Origin of the sequence: Microcystis sp. LE19-195.1E (assembly GCF_027532095.1) — a bacterium.
Taxonomy (GTDB): domain Bacteria; phylum Cyanobacteriota; class Cyanobacteriia; order Cyanobacteriales; family Microcystaceae; genus Microcystis; species Microcystis aeruginosa.
In genome coordinates this window covers 1-15018 of record NZ_JAPZSZ010000163.1, presented here as the reverse complement: position 1 = coordinate 15018, position 15018 = coordinate 1, and the positions used below count along the sequence as shown (strand labels likewise).

Sequence of the window (15018 nt, the reverse complement as noted above, 5' to 3'; positions counted from 1 at the left end):
TCGAGAATTTGAAAATAAAGAAGAACTGGAAAAAGTAGTCAATCAGCTTTTAAATGAAGGGGGATTGATTATTAAATGGAGTAGAAAACTTAAAAATAAGGGTAATGCTGTCAATGTAACTTAAATGCGTAAAAGCTTATGTCAATTGTCATAAAAGAGGGGTCTATCTTGCCAATAGCGGAACGTTTTGTCAATTTTATGTCTCCATTAAACCCACTTCTACCTGTGACTAGCATTCGTGGATAATCGAGAGGAAAGTCTGATGCCAGAAGTAACTCGATGCGTTCATCCTTTGCAGCTTGAGCAGTAGCACCCTTGCTAAATCCTCTGGCGACGAAGAAGCCTTTCTGCGAGGATGTTGCTTGAATCTTTTCTGAAAAAACGATGATTTCATTTTTTCCTACATTCTGCTTCCAATTCTTGCACTCAAAGATGAATTTACTTTTATAGCCTTGAGCTACTGAAACTTCAACATATAGATCGATCTCATGCAGAACACCTTCAGCAATTACAATTTTTTTGTTTTCTACAACGAACTTATCTGGGTCTAGTGTTGAAGAATATTTGAGAATTGCTTCTTCTATACGTTTTACTGCACGTTCTAGATCATCCCCCTTTTGCTTCTTCATGTTGGCTTTAATAGAGTCCATGGATCTTAATTTCACTCCTTACTGGTTCGCATTCAAACAAGAGGTGACACCCATCAACTTAGATGACGAACTAAAAGTTCTCAAGCATCAACTCCATCAACGGAGGAGCTGCATAACCATTGATTATACAAAAACTTTCTCCATAACACTCTTGAGAGTAAAGATAATTGGAAACTTTCGGCATATCCCCCCATTTTAGGGCCATTGCCGGAACTTTTCCGCGTATCATAACCAAAAGCGTATTAGCCAGAGCATATCCCTAACAACAAGCTGCAATAAAATAGACTTTTTGGGAGGTCTAGCACTAATTCTTCAGTCCACCCCACAATTACCTAATTTTCGGGGAAAAAGTGCCAAAATTTTGCCCTCGATCGCTATTATGTCTGGCACTTTTTCAGGGCAAAAAAATCTAAAAATCTTACCCAACAATGTTTTTAGATTTATTCAGCCAACCCTAAGTTAAATTTTGAGTTGATCGATTAAATCGCGCATAATTTTGGCCGAATTATGTAACTGTTCCGTTTCTCTGGGACTGAGAGCAAGATTTAGAGTTTTTATCACTCCTTTCTCGTTAACCACCGAGGGAATACTTAAACACACATCTTTGAGACCGTATTGACCATCGAGGAGAGTACTAATAGTCAGAATTCTTTCTTGGGAACGTAAAATTGCTTTAACGATATCCGTGGTAGCTAAACCGATCGCATAGCTAGTATAACCCTTGCGTTTGATAATTTCATAGGCGGCGTTTTTAACCTGAAGAAAAATTTCTGTTAAGCTTTCTTGGTCGGCCGCGCTTAAATCCTGCCAATCTCCTTCTAATAACCTTGCTCCTCCGATATTAGCCGAACTCCACACAGCAAGCTCACTATCCCCGTGTTCACCGATAATATAAGCGTGGACGTTACGCGCATCTACATGGAGTTGGGTGGATAAAAGAGAGCGTAAACGGGCAGAATCTAGCACCGTACCCGAACCAATCACCCTAGAAGGCGGAAAATGGGTGATTTTAAGGGTAACATAGGTCATGATATCGACGGGATTACTCACCACCAAAATCAAAGCACTGGGGCAGTAAACAGCCACATCCTCCAGAATACGGCGAAAAATCGCCACATTTCGCTCAAGAAGATGTAATCTGGTTTCTCCCTCTTTTTGGGCAGCCCCGGCAGTAATAATCACCACATCGGCATTTTGTCCCACATCGGCCACGGTTCCCATTTTCAAGTCTGTGGGTTCAATAAAAGGCATTCCGTGCCTTAAATCCATCACTTCCCCTTCGACTTTATCCGTGGCGATATCTTGCAGAATTAATTCATCAAAACAGTCTTGAATTAACATCGAGTAAGCGCAGGCCATCCCCACCTGACCAACACCGATAATTACCCCCTTGCGAGGACGCAGAGGAGCGGGTTTTTCAGCGTAGGGATTGGGAGTAAATATTTTATCTAGCATAGATTTTTGCAGTTATTGCCTCGGTAAGCTCATTTTAAGGGGAAAAGGTTAATATCAGGTAAAAGGAGACTATCAAGAGATTTTGAGGCCATTATCGGCAATTTTTTTCTGGTAATTGGTCGGACAAATTTCTTGTCTTTATTCCCTGACCCCTAGTTTAAGAGAATTGAGGGCCGCTGACAGCTTCAGGCTATATCCTAAAATTAGGAATAAGGTTACAGTAGGAGGCGAACCGATGATCTATCACATCACTACAGAAAGAGGTTGGCAAATAGCTCGTGAAATGGGGGAATATCGGGCGTATTCCCTAAAAAATGAGGGATTTATCCATTGCTCCACCTTAGAACAAATTCCGAAAGTTGTGGCCGCTTTTTATCAAAATCAGCCAGATTTGCTGGTTTTAGCCATTTCTCTCGAACAATTGCAGTCCCCGGTCAAATGGGAGCAGCCCCAACAGCCTAACCCAGAAAATGCCACTCTAGAGCTAGAAAAAGAGACCTTTCCCCATATTTACGGTGCTATCAACCTAGAATCGGTGGTTTTTGTCAAACCCTTACAGGATTTGCTCAATTCCTAGAACTAAATCATCTAACTCTTGGTAATCGGGGAGAGTAGTATCGATGCTCAACCCGCGCCGAATCACGAGGCGATCCCACTGTGGTCGCGATAATAGCTCGCTAAAGTAGCGAGCCTTGAAAATTAACAAATTTGCCTCTAGACCCGTCTTAATGCGCCCTAAATGGGGCAATCCGAGCAGATTTGCTGGGGTGAGGGTGACACTATTTACCCAGTCAGCGTAGGGTGTGTCGAGATGGGCAATCCGCACCGCTTGGGTAAAGACTTCTAAACCATCGTGATCCCCAAAACCATAAAAGGGATCGCGACAGTTATCGCTGGCAAAAGCAACCGGAATTCCCGCTTTTTTCATCTCTTTTACCTTAGTTGTCCCGCGCCAAAAGGGGGTTTTTTCCTCTTGACGATCCTGTAGGTAGAGATTGCACATCGGCAAGCTAACGATAGCAATGCCCGCATTTTTGACTAAATTTAGGGTTTCTTGGATTATTTCAGGGGATTGTACCGCTAAACTGCAACAGTGACCACAGATGATTTGTCCGTCAAATTGCTCTTTGATAGCAGTACGGGCGATCGCTGCTAAACAGGTAGAATCGGAATCGCCGTTTTCATCCAGATGAAAATCGAGATTTAAACCCCTTTCTTGGGCTAATTTGAAGCTAATATCAATTTGTGCCTGTAAATCGGGATTTGTGTAGGCTACTCCCCCTAATATGCCCCCAAATTCGGCAATTTTATCGGCTAAGGCCGCTCCCTCGGAGGTTTGATAGTAGTCAAGGGAAACTAGAGAAACCGCTTGCAGGGTGATTTTACCGGCCCATTGTCGTTGCAATTCTCCCAAAGCAGTTAAGCTAATCTGTGCCTGTTGACCAAAAGAGTCGATATGGGTGCGAATAGCGGCGGTTCCGTGGGCATAACTGCATTTAACGCCGAATTCCATCCGACGATACACATCCTCTAAGCGCCACTCCCGTCGGGAATCCTCTAGGGCCATTTTTAAGGCACTGTCAAAAGTGCCATCATGGTTAGGACAACGATGCCAACTATGACCTTTATCGAGATGGGTGTGCATATCGACAAAGCAAGGAAAAACAATCTTTTTTTTGAGGTCAATAACGGGAATATTATCTTCGGGGGGGATTGTTGAGGTGATGCGATTAATGTAACCGTCATTAATTTCCAGATTAACTAAGGTTAATCCCTCGGAGGTTTGGGGAGAGAAACTCTCATTTTCTAGCAGGGAAACGGGAATATGAGCATTTTTGAGCCAGTAGCGCTCGCTTGAGGGAATCATAAGACCTCTGGTAAAAATCAAAAATTGTTGTTAGGGTTAGGAGTCGGTTGTCGGTGCATCTCACATTTGCAGGAATACCGACAATCAGCAATTATCAGTAACTCTTAGATGATTACAAATGTATCAGCAGCTGCGTGTAAGCATCCCACCGAAAAACTAATGCGCTCCGGGGTTTGGGGGCGGCGCCACGCCCCCAACGGGGGGTTTGGGGGGTAGAACCCCCCAAAAGCTTGGATTGAGTGATAAAATCGGAAGTAATGCCCAATCTTAGCCGAGAGTTTCCCCGTCAAAATCCCAATTGGTAGATTTACAAAAATGAGATGCAGCCTCGGTCGTCGGTCGTCAGGAGAATTAAGAATGAATAATAATCAATTAAGGGGTATTAAGTAAGGAGTGTTCAATGGCATTAACAGTGCTATCTTTTCCCTGATTAATGTTTACTGATAAACCGGTAGGCGTGGCTTTAATTCCCAGCCATAAACTGCTAAAAATTCCTTTAATTTATCGGGGTGTAAATGGAGGTAATCGGGATTAACTTCATCGATAATGCCAATACCGCCTAAATCCCGCGCTCCTGCCGCTAAACAATCCAAGAGAAAAAGAGGATCGGGTACTAAATTCGGGGGAATTTGAATGACAATATCTGGGGGCAGAATTTCCCTGGCTTGCCTAACCAGATCGGGTAATTTTTGCAGATCAAAAGGATTATTTTGCCACTGTTCTCTTTTGCCCGGATTGTAGGGTTGTAGGATCACTTCTTGAATATGTCCCCAACGTTGATGAAGAGCAGCAATAGTTTCTAAGGTTACTAAGCGATCGCATTCTGTTTCACCAATTCCTAATAATAACCCCGTGGTAAAAGGAATTCCTAATTCTCCCGCCCATTGTAACTGCTCTAAGCGCAGGGATGGCACTTTACTGGGGGCATGACGATGGACGGTATCTAATAAAGTCACCGTCATTTGTTCTAACATTATGCCCATAGATAGATTGACATTTTTCAGTTTTTCCATCTCGGCAAAAGTTAAAATTCCCGCATTGGTATGGGGATAAAAACCCATATTTAAAGCCAATGCTGCTAAATTATAAATATGCCGAAACCATGACTCTCGATTGGCTGCTAAAGGATGAACTTCCCCGCTAAGAATTAAAATTTCCGTAATTTCCGAACCCTGCAAAGCAGTTAAAATCTCTTTGGCCTTGTCTAGACTTAACCAGCCATCAGTGCCTAAATCCCTGCGAAAATTACAATAACTGCAACGATTGAAACACTCGTAGGTAGGTACAAGGGTATGAGAGGGACTATAGGTGACAATTCTTGACATTTTTTTCGGAATTGGAGTTCATTACGAGCATTCAAGGGCGATAAAATTTGCTATCGTGGGAAGAATTGCTGTTTTATTCACTTAAAAACACCCTCCCTTTTCGCTTCCTCCTATGATTTTCGATCCTGCCAGTCTTCCCTCCCATCGTCAAACGATTCGCCCGATTAGCGCCACAGCCCTGCACGGAATTGTATTTCAAGATGACAAATTAATCGCTATCGACGCAAAAAACGGCTATTTATACCAAATTGCCCTCGATACTGGTCATACAACCGTACTTAATTCCCATCGCTGGCAAGAATTCGTCGGGACGACGGGATTGGCAATCGATGATCAAAATAACCTCTGGTTTACTACCCGCGAAAATCTCTACTGCTGCACTCTCGAAGATTTTACCCCGAAATTTTTTACCCGTCTTCCCTACACCGCTAACGGAGTCGCCGTAACTGCTAACACAATTTATGTCACTTGTCAACGTTCTGGACAAATCTTTATATTTGATCGCCAATCGGGACAGGAAATTACTCGTTTGTACGCACCGGGTATCGGCATCGAAAATATCACCATTCGCGGGGAAGAACTTTGGTTAACGGATACCCTAGAACAAACGGTTTACTGTCTTGATCGCGCCACGGGAGAACAGCTTTTTAGCATGATAACTCCTTTTGAATCACCGACGGGATTAGCATTTTATCGCGATGCGAACAGTGGCAAGGATATCTTATATGTGGCCTATGCTTTCCAAGAACCCTTTATCCGCGATAATCCCAATTCCGAACAGGTTTACGAACTTAGTTATCGTCCGCGTACTTTTGTCCATCCTCTATATTTTCACTACGATCCCGCTAAAAAATACGCCCTTTCTAATGGTTATCTGATTGAATTATCCTACGTCGAGGAATTGGAACCTCTATATAATATCGAACTAAAAGATGTGGAATGGCGCATCGCTTTACCCCTAGAAACACCGCGGCAAAAAATTCGCAGCGTCGAAGCGGTGGGATTGCCTTTTACTGAAGAAATTCAAGACGGGCAGCGGGTGGCAGTATTTAAGTTCAAGCAAATAACCGCCAAACAACGTCATATTTTTGGTTGGAAAGTGGTCTTAGAAGTGTGGGGAATTAAATACCAAATTACTCCCAAAGATTGCGAAGATTTACCTCCCTTACCCGCCGATTTTCCCGATCGCTATTTGATCGATAATGATGATCTGGCTATGAATACAGAAATTATCCTCAATGCTGCCCAAGAAGCGATCGGTCGGGAAACCAATCTACTCAGAAAAGTTTATAGTATTCGTAACTACGTCTATGATCAGCTTTCCTACGGCATCAAACCCAACATCGACACCCCCGATATTGCCCTGCGGCGCGGAGTGGGTTCCTGTGGCGAATATGTGGGTTTATTATTGGCTTTGTGTCGTCTCAATGGTATTGCCTGTCGCACGGTAGGACGCTATAAATGCCCACCCCATCCCCTCGAACGTAATTTACCCCTCGAACCAGATTACAATCACGTCTGGATGGAATTTTATCTCCCCTCTATCGGTTGGGTTCCCATGGAGTCCAATCCCGATGATATTTTTGAAGGTGGTCCCTATCCCAATCGTTTCTTTATGGGTTTAGCTTGGTATCACACGGAAATTGCCAAAGATATCCCCTTTGAACGAATGCTCAGTGAAGGACAACCGGTGTTAAAAACCCAAGTTCCCATCGGCGATTTAGCGATTAATCACGTTCAATTCGTCATTCTTGAGGAATTAGCCCCAAAAGACTAGAATTCTGAGCCATCATCTAGGATGCCCATTTCTCTATCTCTTTCTTCTTTGAGTTCTTTGACCATTTGCAAACCCGCGCCCACACAGAAGCCCAAGGCTGCCCCGGCACCGGCAAAATAACGTCCATAGATGATTTGATAGTTATAGGGATTTTTATAGTTGACTTGGCTGGGATTGCGTTCAATGCGGCTAATGCCATAACCGATACCTGCCCCGACTAAAGCGGTAACAAGGCCTGAAAATAGAACTAGACGAAAGTTCATGATCTTATCTCCCGATGGACTCTGACTTTAGATTATCGCTGAAAATTAGTTCCTGGCAAGCGATCGCAATAATTCGTTATCAAGTGAACCAAATCGCCCACAAAGCTAGAACTGTGGATAGGAAACCATAGGATTTATCGAATCGTCAAAAAACCAATCTTTCCCTATAGGTAGTTATTGGTAAAAGTTAAGGTGATTTATCTATTACCAGACTTTTTTTACTCCTGTAGGTAAACCAACTCGCATAAAAAATCTAGCGAAAGCTTGAGATAAATGTTCACGATAGGGAGGACGTAAACGAAGTCGAGGTTGCTGTTTATTTTGCAAGAAGGATTCCAAAAAAGTCCTCGGCAAAGTGTACACATCATGAAAATCAACTATTCGATGAGTTAATTTTAGGTTGCCAATTTCCCCTTCGTTGAGCATAGAAAGATTCCATATATAACCATTTTTAATATCATCACAATATCTCCCCCACGCCTTGGCCGTAGGATTTTGTTTCATATTGTTCATTGTCTGTTCCCAATATTCTTGATATTGGCTGAGAGCAAAGTGAGGGCAAAGGATGACATTATTGACTTTCTTGTTTTCTAAGTCGCAGCCTTGGGTGATAACAACCAGATCAATCTCAGCTACTTCCACTAAGGATCGAAGTGTTTCAATTTCTGTTTGATTGCTTACCTCAACAGATTTAGAAGCCCAACGAACCACAGGACAATTAAGAATAATATCCCCTTGGGTTAACTCAACATTTGCATCTACCGCCTCATACCAAAGGTCATTAGTTATCATCTTCGATTCGAGAATTATCAATTATAACACAAGGTTTCCAAGTGGATTTTTCCTGAGATTTAATGTTTACTTCTTCGGAAAATAAGATTTTCGTTTGATGAGAAACTACAAAAACTCCCCGACAATCCAGTTCATCATCATCATCTTCTGCTGCGTCTATCCGGCAAGATTCTGATGATAAAACTGTAGGTAATTTTACCACTTCTATTAGGGGTGGTTGTTCGTAGGAGGGTAATTGTTTACTGTCTGTTTCCACTTTCACGTTAACTGCCTCGTTGACTAAGTTGGGCGATTAATTAGGTTATACCTCAATATCTAGACTAACTCAAGGCGGCGGGCTGATTTGCTCACACTTTACATCCCGTAAAATGGTAGCACTTGGGTCTAGTGGGGAGGTTTTTCCGCTACCAGCTAAATCGAGAATATCAGGGGCATTGATGCCTAAAGGGAGAGAAAATGTATTAGGCTAAAAACTAAACTATTTTGGCAAGATTTCTTTGAAGACCTCCTCAGCCTACTTATTGGTTTTCCACGGTAGTCGCGATCCGCGTCCAGCCATGGCGGTGACACGATTAGCAGCCTTAGTTCAGGAAAAAATCAGTCAACCCGCCGAAAGATTGGCGAGTAAATCGGAGTTTAGCCCACCTATAGCGGTTCTAGAAGCAGATAATCGGGTATTAGTAGGTACTGCCGCCCTAGAATTAGCGATAACACCTCTCCATCAACAAATAGAAGCTTTTGCCCAACAAGCGCAAAGCCAAGGATGTAACCGGTTGCAGATTATCCCCCTGTTTCTCCTGTCGGGGGTTCACGTTAAAGAAGATATTCCCGCGGCCGTGGCCAAAGTGCGAGCGCCAATTAAGCTAGAGTTAAAGCCCCATTTAGGCAGTTATCAGGGCATAAAATCGCTGTTATCCCGACAATTTGCCGATTTAAGCCACCAAGACCGCATTTTACTGTCCCACGGTAGTCGTCGCCCCGGGGGTAATCGGGAAGTGGAAAATCTAGCGGCGTTTTCTGGGGCAATTACAGCTTATTGGTCGATAGAACCGAGTTTATCCCAACAAATCGAGAGTTTAATCGCTCAAGGTAGCCCAACAATCGCTATACTGCCCTATTTCCTCTTTACTGGTGGAATTACGGCCGCGATCGAAGCCCAAGTTTTTGACATATCACAAAAGCATCCAAATGTCAATATATCTTTAGGTAAATCTTTGGGAGCGACGGGGGAATTAGCCGAGATTATTGTTGAGGAAGGATGTGGATGAAGCGAGCAGCGATCGCTTTAGGCGGTAATTTAGGGGATTCAGCGACAATTTTAGGGCAAGCTTTAGGGGAATTAGAGCGAGTCAAAGGAATTACACTAGAAGCTCATTCCCAATGGTATCAAACCGCAGCCGTCGGCCCTCCTCAGCCCGATTATCTCAACGGTTGCGCCATTGTGCAAGTGGATTTATCGCCCTTAGATTTACTGCATAAATTATTAGAAATCGAGCAGTTATTCGGGAGAGTCCGACGGGAAAGATGGGGACCGCGTACCCTCGATTTAGACTTAATATTTTATGATGACCTGATCTTAGAAACGCCCGAATTACAGATACCCCATCCCCGCTGCCGAGAACGAGCCTTCGTGCTGCTTCCCCTGGCAGAAATTGCCCCCGATTGGCGAGATCCCGTAACCGGAAAAACTATCCTTCAGCTATTGGGGCAATTGGGATTGGCGGAGTAGGATGTTAGGTGTTGGGGTTTTAGGGTTTTAGGGTTTTAGGGTTTTAGTTGAAATTCCCCCATCTCTCCTGCTCCCCACTTCCCCACTTCCCCACTTCCCCAACTCCCCACCACCCCACTACCCCACTTCCCCACCTCCCCACTTCCCCACCTCCCCACCACCCCAAATAACCGCGTCTCAGTTACCGCCCCGAAACTCTACAATAAAGGCAGCAGCATCAATAAACAGTAAAAAAATCAACCGTGACCAAGACCCCATCGATCGAGGAAACTCATTACAATCAGGCTAAAGCTAGTTTACAACAGGCCTTAACTTGGTATGCCAGTTTTCGCCGCCATTGGAATTATCCCCCCGATCCCCAACTTCAGGCCGCCGTTAAACAGGATTTGCAGTCCCTCAAATCGGCCTTGGATAAACTGGATGAAACAGTGATTCGGGTGGCAGCCTTCGGGTTAGTCAGTCGCGGTAAATCCTCGGTGGTAAACGCTTTAGTCGGTCAAAAAGTCCTGGCAACCGGACCCCTGCACGGGGTGACACGCTGGCCGCGATCGGTACGTTGGACACCAGCCACGGGTAAAATCCAGATAGAATTAATCGATACCCCCGGATTGGATGAGATTGAAGGGGAAGCGCGGGCGAATATGGCCAGAGAAGTCGCTAAAAGTGCCGATTTAATTTTATTTATCGTCGCGGGGGATATTACCCGGACCGAATACGAGGCCTTGGCAGAATTGCGCCGGGCCAAAAAACCGATCATTTTGGTGTTTAATAAGATTGATCTCTATCCAGAAGCCGATCGCCGCCAGATTTTTCAGCAGTTACAGAGATTAGGAACCAATCGGGACGAAAAAACGTTAGAAGATTTGTTAACTAGCGATGAGATAGTTATGGTAGCCGCCGAACCGCAACCGATTCCCGTCCGGGTGGAATACCCCGATGGGCGCGTGGTGACTGAGTGGGAAACCCCTCCCCCCCAAATTGAGGAGCTGCAAGATAAACTCTTAACGATTTTAAATCGGGAAGGGCGATCGCTACTGGCCTTAAATGCTTTAGTGCAAGGGCAAGAAGCGGAGGAAAATATCGCTAGAAAAACCCTGGAACTCCGGGACAGTCAAGCGGAGGAAATTATCTGGCAATACGCGAAATATAAGGCTTTAGCGATTGCGGCCAATCCGATCGCTATTTTAGACCTACTAGGGGCTTCAATCGTCGATTTAACTCTAGTTCGGGCTTTAGCTCGTTTGTACGGCTTGCCGATTACCAGTCACCAAGCTGGTCAACTCTGGCGGACTCTACTTTTGAGTAGTGCGGGGTTGCTGGTGGGGGAAATCCTCAGCACTGTGATTATCGGTTTGGGCAAAACGGCGGCGGCAGCGGCGAGTATTTTTGAAAATCCCACCTCTTTAACCCTCTACGGTAGCACCGCTCTCCTACAGGGAGCAATTGCCGCTTATGGAACCTATATCATCGGGAAAGCCGCTAAAATCTATCTAGAACGCGGTTGTAGTTGGGGGGCATCCGGACCGAGTACGGTGATCAATCAAATTCTCGCTCAAGTTCATCCGCAAACTATTTTATATCGTTTACGTCTAGAACTAGAACAGTGATTTTAAAGGAAAAAGTAAAAAGGAAAAAAGGCAACAGTGATCAATTAAATATGGTTCTTCGTTACTTGGCATGGTTCGATCGGATGGCATAAATCGACTAAATTCTTATCTGGCAAGAGACTTAATTGATTAGTTCGTTCTAGAGGGAAAACAATTGACAAAAATCGCAGCCATGTCTTTCTATATAATGGTTTCATCCCTTATAAACCCGTCCATTGCATAACACGAACCACTGACGACCGACTCCTGATGACCGACTCCTAATTTTAGAAACTTAATTTTTGACAACGACAACTAGCTAGAAATATTGAGAGAAAATCATGTCTGCTGCCCATAAGTCCTATATTCCCATTCCCGTTTCTCGCCAAAAAAGCCAAGGGAGTCAACGCCGTCCCCAGTCGCGGGTAACTTCCCCCAACCCCACTACTAAACCAGTTACTCAATCCTCCCCGACTCCCACCGTCAAACCGACGACTAAATCGGTGGCGAGAGTTCCCGTGGCCCCGACACAAAAACAATTAGCCTCGCGTCAATTACGTTCCCTTTGTCTCCTAGAAAGAATAGTGGCCGTGATTACTTTTTGTCTGTTGGGTTCGACTCTGGGAATATATGCTTGGACGGTATATATTCCCAAGGTTTGGGACAAAGAATTTGGTAAACTGGAAACACTGCAACGTCACGAGCGCCATCTTTTGGCCACCAATGAAACCCTTAAACATCAACTAGCTCAACAAGCAGAAAAACCCGAAACCGGATTAACTCATCCCCAACCCTTCCAAACTATCTTTTTACAGCGTAAATCTGCCCCTAACCTGAAACCGGCCACCGCTTCTCAACCCCAATCTACCGTCAATTCTCGACCGAGAAGTGCCTATTAACAGTTATCAGTTAACAGTTAACAGTTAACAGTTATCAGTGGGGAAGTTAACAGTTAGCAGTTATCAGTTAAGTGGGGAGGCACAATTATGTGTAGGATGGGTTAGCGGTAGCGTAACATAATCGGGCGTTGGGTTTCATGCTTCAACCCAACCTACGTTCATCTTATATTTAATTCCACCCACCCACTTATCAGTTATCAGTGGGTAAGTTAACAGTTATCAGATGTGAGTTTTTAAGTGTACTGTTTACTGTTTACTGTTTACTGTTTACTGCTCACTGTTTACTGTTTACTGCTCACTGCTTACTGCTTACTGATTACTGCTTACTGCTTACTGATTACTGAAAGATACTGCTCATGACTGACACAAAAAGACCCAGATTTAGAGGTAAAAAAACTCGATCGCCCTCTGGCAGGTTCCAGGACAGAAAGTCCTATTTAAACGCCAAAAAACGGCAAAAAAACTTAAAAAATTTGCCTTTGAGTAACGGGCGATTGGTGGCGGTGTGGTTGATTTTAGTCATGGGTATTGTGGGTTTAGCTTGGCGATTGTACCAATTACAAATAGTCCAAGCACAGGAATTGCAAAAAAGAGCCAGACAACAGCAAACTACCAGTATTAGACCCTATATTCCCCGACGGGCGATCGTCGATAGTAATGGTAATGTTTTGGCGACCGATCGCTTGATTTATACTCTTTATGTACACCCAAAACTGTTTGCGATTCCGCCAGCAGAAGTGGCTGATAAATTAGCTCCTTTATTAAATATTCCCACTAATCAACTGATTCAAAAATTTAAAGAAAAAGAAACAGGAATTCGTTTAGCCAATCAATTAACCGAATCCGTGGCTAGGGGATTAAAACAATTATCTCTTGACGGTGTAGAATTAGAGGAAAAGTACGCTCGTTATTATCCCCAAGACGATGTGGCAGCCGACGTGATTGGCTATGTAGATAAAGAACATCGTGGTCAAGCAGGATTAGAACGAGGTTCCAGTCAGTTATTAGAAAGAGATCCCTTTTCTGTCAATACAAGACGCATGGGAGACGGGCGAATTTTACCCGCTTTTGTTCCCGATGGTATCTTTCAATTTGATGAATTACAGTTAGAAGTAACCCTCGATTTAAAACTACAAAGAGCGGCGCGGACGGCCCTACGAGAACAGCTAAAGAAATTTAATGCTAAACGGGGAGCCGTCATCGTTATGGACTCTCTTGATGGTTCTCTTTTAGCCCTAGTTTGTGAGCCAACTTTTAACCCTAATGAATACTATAAAGCCCCTGTGGCTCTATTTAAAAATTGGACCGTAGCCGATCAGTACGAACCGGGGTCAACTTTTAAACCAATTATTGTCGCCATGGCCATGGAAGCGGGGGCAATTAAAGCTAATACGGTAGTCAATGATCCGGGGGCAATTACTGTCGGTCCCTGGACGATTAAAAATGCCTCTAAACAGGGTTATGGGGCGCTAGATATGGCCAGAGTTCTGCAAACCTCTAGTAACGTGGCCATGGTGCAAATTGCCCAAAAAATAGGGCGAGTTGATTTCTATAAAAGTTTATTAGGATTGGAAATAAATCAAAGGGTTGGCGTAGATTTACCCGGAGAAGTGGCAGGATATCTCAAACCCGAACAAGAATTTCTGGATAATGCCATTGAATCGGCCACCGCTTCCTTTGGTCAAGGTTTATCCCTAACGCCTTTAAAATTAGTACAGTTGCACGGTGCGCTGGCCAATGGTGGCACCTTGGTAACTCCCCATGTGATCAAAGGATTAGCCGACGACCGCGGCCGTTTGCACTGGCGGCCCGGTTATCCCAGCAAAAAAGTCTTTTCTCCCACCGTGGCCCGGCAAGTGGTGGAAATGATGGAAACCGTCGTCAGCAAGGGGACGGGGGTAGCGGCCCAAATCCCCGGTTATCGCATCGGAGGCAAAACGGGAACCGCACAAAAAGCTAGTCCGACGGGGGGTTATCTACCTAACGCCAAAATTACCAGTTTTGTGGCGATTTTACCGATCGAATCGCCCCGTTATGTGGTTTTGGTGGTGGTGGATGAACCCAAGGGTGCCAATACTTTTGGCTCCACTGTTGCCGCTCCAGTGGCAAAAACGGTGATGAATACGCTCATTTCCCTCAAAGGTATCCCCCCCACCTACAAGGTCGTTCCGGCGGGTTCTGCGACCAATAAACCCCCGCGGCACGATTAATTTAAGTCTTTTTGAAAGAGGCTTTACCTAACAAAGCACAGAGAAATATTATGGGGCTGTCATTCCCATTTCGATCCATAGTTCTCTCAAATCTCGTATAACTCCTGTAACCATCTCAAAAAATTTGCCGATTGGGGATGGGATTGATTAAGTATTCTTTGTTTTACTGCATCGTGAAGTTGTTTCCCCGGCGGATCTTGCCAAGCTAAATAGGTATGAATATTAGCCTTATCTAGATGATAATCTCTATAGGTTGCCCCCTGTTGTTTTGCCTCTATCACCTTGTTTTGTGTATATTGCCAAAGATTATTATCGGGAACTAAATAGGGTTTGCTGAAAAAGCTTTTCCTAGGAGCAGGGTGTGGGGTGTGGGGTGTGGGGTGTGGGGTTTTACCGATTTTCAGGTGGTCAATTACCTAATTTTCAGGGAAAAAGTCCCGGAATTTTCCCCCCAATCACTCCAAA

At 44.3% G+C, this 15018-nt stretch carries 16 protein-coding genes and 1 pseudogene; 9 read left to right on the top strand and 8 right to left on the bottom strand.

The window, feature by feature from the left end; translation table 11 throughout:
* A pseudogene (locus O9300_RS09695) lies at positions 1 to 124 on the top strand (IS630 family transposase); the annotation flags it as partial.
* On the opposite strand, the gene O9300_RS09690 reads toward O9300_RS09695, so the two are convergent.
* Both O9300_RS09690 and O9300_RS09685 read right to left on the bottom strand, forming a co-directional pair.
* Positions 111 to 650 (bottom strand): restriction endonuclease, encoded by a 540-nt coding sequence (locus O9300_RS09690; protein ID WP_287971446.1) that lies wholly within the window; start codon positions 648 to 650, stop codon positions 111 to 113. The pseudogene O9300_RS09695 and the gene O9300_RS09690 sit on opposite strands and share 14 nt — an antisense overlap.
* A gap of 459 nt (positions 651 to 1109) precedes the next feature.
* The gene (locus tag O9300_RS09685) at positions 1110 to 2105 is read right to left on the bottom strand and encodes an L-lactate dehydrogenase (RefSeq protein ID WP_002803774.1); all 996 of its coding nucleotides are present in this window, start codon (positions 2103 to 2105) and stop codon (positions 1110 to 1112) included.
* A 235-nt stretch (positions 2106 to 2340) separates the two neighbouring features.
* On the opposite strand from O9300_RS09685, the gene O9300_RS09680 reads away from it, so the two are divergent.
* A complete protein-coding gene (locus tag O9300_RS09680) occupies positions 2341 to 2682 on the top strand; it encodes a DUF952 domain-containing protein (RefSeq protein ID WP_287971444.1) in 342 nt (113 codons plus the stop codon).
* On the opposite strand, the gene O9300_RS09675 is transcribed toward O9300_RS09680, so the two are convergent.
* Both O9300_RS09675 and cofG read right to left on the bottom strand, forming a co-directional pair.
* Positions 2659 to 3972 (bottom strand): cytosine deaminase, encoded by a 1314-nt coding sequence (locus O9300_RS09675; protein ID WP_287971443.1) that lies wholly within the window; start codon positions 3970 to 3972, stop codon positions 2659 to 2661. The genes O9300_RS09680 and O9300_RS09675 overlap by 24 nt on opposite strands.
* 437 nt (positions 3973 to 4409) lie before the next feature.
* The gene (gene cofG / locus O9300_RS09670) at positions 4410 to 5297 is read right to left on the bottom strand and encodes a 7,8-didemethyl-8-hydroxy-5-deazariboflavin synthase subunit CofG (protein WP_287971442.1); all 888 of its coding nucleotides are present in this window, start codon (positions 5295 to 5297) and stop codon (positions 4410 to 4412) included.
* Positions 5298 to 5409: 112 nt separating this feature from the next.
* Here cofG and O9300_RS09665 point away from each other — a divergent pair, with 112 nt between their 5' ends.
* Complete coding sequence (locus O9300_RS09665; protein ID WP_287971441.1) at positions 5410 to 7074, top strand: transglutaminase domain-containing protein; 1665 nt, start codon at positions 5410 to 5412, stop codon at positions 7072 to 7074.
* On the opposite strand, the gene O9300_RS09660 is transcribed toward O9300_RS09665, so the two are convergent.
* The 3 genes from O9300_RS09660 to O9300_RS09650 form a co-directional block, all read right to left on the bottom strand.
* Positions 7071 to 7337: a hypothetical protein gene (locus O9300_RS09660; protein ID WP_002763196.1), complete on the bottom strand. Its 267-nt coding sequence runs from the start codon at positions 7335 to 7337 to the stop codon at positions 7071 to 7073. The two genes, O9300_RS09665 and O9300_RS09660, sit on opposite strands and share 4 nt — an antisense overlap.
* A 204-nt stretch (positions 7338 to 7541) precedes the next feature.
* Positions 7542 to 8129 carry a hypothetical protein gene (locus O9300_RS09655; protein WP_190718128.1) on the bottom strand — a complete coding sequence of 196 codons (588 nt, stop codon included), beginning with the start codon at positions 8127 to 8129 and terminating at the stop codon, positions 7542 to 7544.
* On the bottom strand, positions 8119 to 8391 hold the full coding sequence (locus tag O9300_RS09650; RefSeq protein ID WP_287971439.1) for a hypothetical protein: 273 nt from the start codon (positions 8389 to 8391) through the stop codon (positions 8119 to 8121). Before O9300_RS09650 ends, O9300_RS09655 begins: the two co-directional genes overlap by 11 nt.
* Before the next feature lie 235 nt (positions 8392 to 8626).
* On the opposite strand from O9300_RS09650, the gene O9300_RS09645 reads away from it, so the two are divergent.
* The 6 genes from O9300_RS09645 to O9300_RS09620 all read left to right on the top strand — a co-directional run bounded on the left by O9300_RS09645 (position 8627) and on the right by O9300_RS09620 (position 14553).
* On the top strand, positions 8627 to 9397 hold the full coding sequence (locus O9300_RS09645) for a sirohydrochlorin chelatase (protein ID WP_502846394.1): 771 nt from the start codon (positions 8627 to 8629) through the stop codon (positions 9395 to 9397).
* Entirely contained in the window at positions 9394 to 9858 is a 465-nt protein-coding gene (folK, locus tag O9300_RS09640) for a 2-amino-4-hydroxy-6-hydroxymethyldihydropteridine diphosphokinase (RefSeq protein WP_125732871.1), read from the top strand. Before O9300_RS09645 ends, folK begins: the two co-directional genes overlap by 4 nt.
* A 47-nt stretch (positions 9859 to 9905) precedes the next feature.
* A complete protein-coding gene (locus O9300_RS09635; protein WP_287971437.1) occupies positions 9906 to 10028 on the top strand; it encodes a hypothetical protein in 123 nt (40 codons plus the stop codon).
* Positions 10029 to 10100: 72 nt separating this feature from the next.
* Positions 10101 to 11465, top strand: a complete 1365-nt coding sequence (locus tag O9300_RS09630; protein WP_287971436.1) for a GTP-binding protein — start codon at positions 10101 to 10103, stop codon at positions 11463 to 11465.
* 320 nt (positions 11466 to 11785) lie between these two features.
* Positions 11786 to 12343, top strand: a complete 558-nt coding sequence (locus tag O9300_RS09625; protein WP_287971435.1) for a hypothetical protein — start codon at positions 11786 to 11788, stop codon at positions 12341 to 12343.
* 356 nt (positions 12344 to 12699) lie between these two features.
* Positions 12700 to 14553 (top strand): peptidoglycan D,D-transpeptidase FtsI family protein, encoded by a 1854-nt coding sequence (locus O9300_RS09620; RefSeq protein WP_287971433.1) that lies wholly within the window; start codon positions 12700 to 12702, stop codon positions 14551 to 14553.
* A gap of 86 nt (positions 14554 to 14639) precedes the next feature.
* Here O9300_RS09620 and O9300_RS09615 read toward each other — a convergent pair whose 3' ends face one another.
* Positions 14640 to 14834 carry a DUF3226 domain-containing protein gene (locus O9300_RS09615; RefSeq protein WP_287971432.1) on the bottom strand — a complete coding sequence of 65 codons (195 nt, stop codon included), beginning with the start codon at positions 14832 to 14834 and terminating at the stop codon, positions 14640 to 14642.
* Between the last annotated feature and the right edge of the window lie 184 nt (positions 14835 to 15018).

Coding starts and splice junctions, on each gene's coding strand:
- O9300_RS09690 (WP_287971446.1), bottom strand. CDS start 650: ATGGACTCTATTAAAGCCAACATGAAGAAGCAAAAGGGGGATGATCTA.
- O9300_RS09685 (WP_002803774.1), bottom strand. CDS start 2,105: ATGCTAGATAAAATATTTACTCCCAATCCCTACGCTGAAAAACCCGCT.
- O9300_RS09680 (WP_287971444.1), top strand. CDS start 2,341: ATGATCTATCACATCACTACAGAAAGAGGTTGGCAAATAGCTCGTGAA.
- O9300_RS09675 (WP_287971443.1), bottom strand. CDS start 3,972: ATGATTCCCTCAAGCGAGCGCTACTGGCTCAAAAATGCTCATATTCCC.
- cofG (WP_287971442.1), bottom strand. CDS start 5,297: ATGTCAAGAATTGTCACCTATAGTCCCTCTCATACCCTTGTACCTACC.
- O9300_RS09665 (WP_287971441.1), top strand. CDS start 5,410: ATGATTTTCGATCCTGCCAGTCTTCCCTCCCATCGTCAAACGATTCGC.
- O9300_RS09660 (WP_002763196.1), bottom strand. CDS start 7,337: ATGAACTTTCGTCTAGTTCTATTTTCAGGCCTTGTTACCGCTTTAGTC.
- O9300_RS09655 (WP_190718128.1), bottom strand. CDS start 8,129: ATGATAACTAATGACCTTTGGTATGAGGCGGTAGATGCAAATGTTGAG.
- folK (WP_125732871.1), top strand. CDS start 9,394: ATGAAGCGAGCAGCGATCGCTTTAGGCGGTAATTTAGGGGATTCAGCG.
- O9300_RS09625 (WP_287971435.1), top strand. CDS start 11,786: ATGTCTGCTGCCCATAAGTCCTATATTCCCATTCCCGTTTCTCGCCAA.
- O9300_RS09620 (WP_287971433.1), top strand. CDS start 12,700: ATGACTGACACAAAAAGACCCAGATTTAGAGGTAAAAAAACTCGATCG.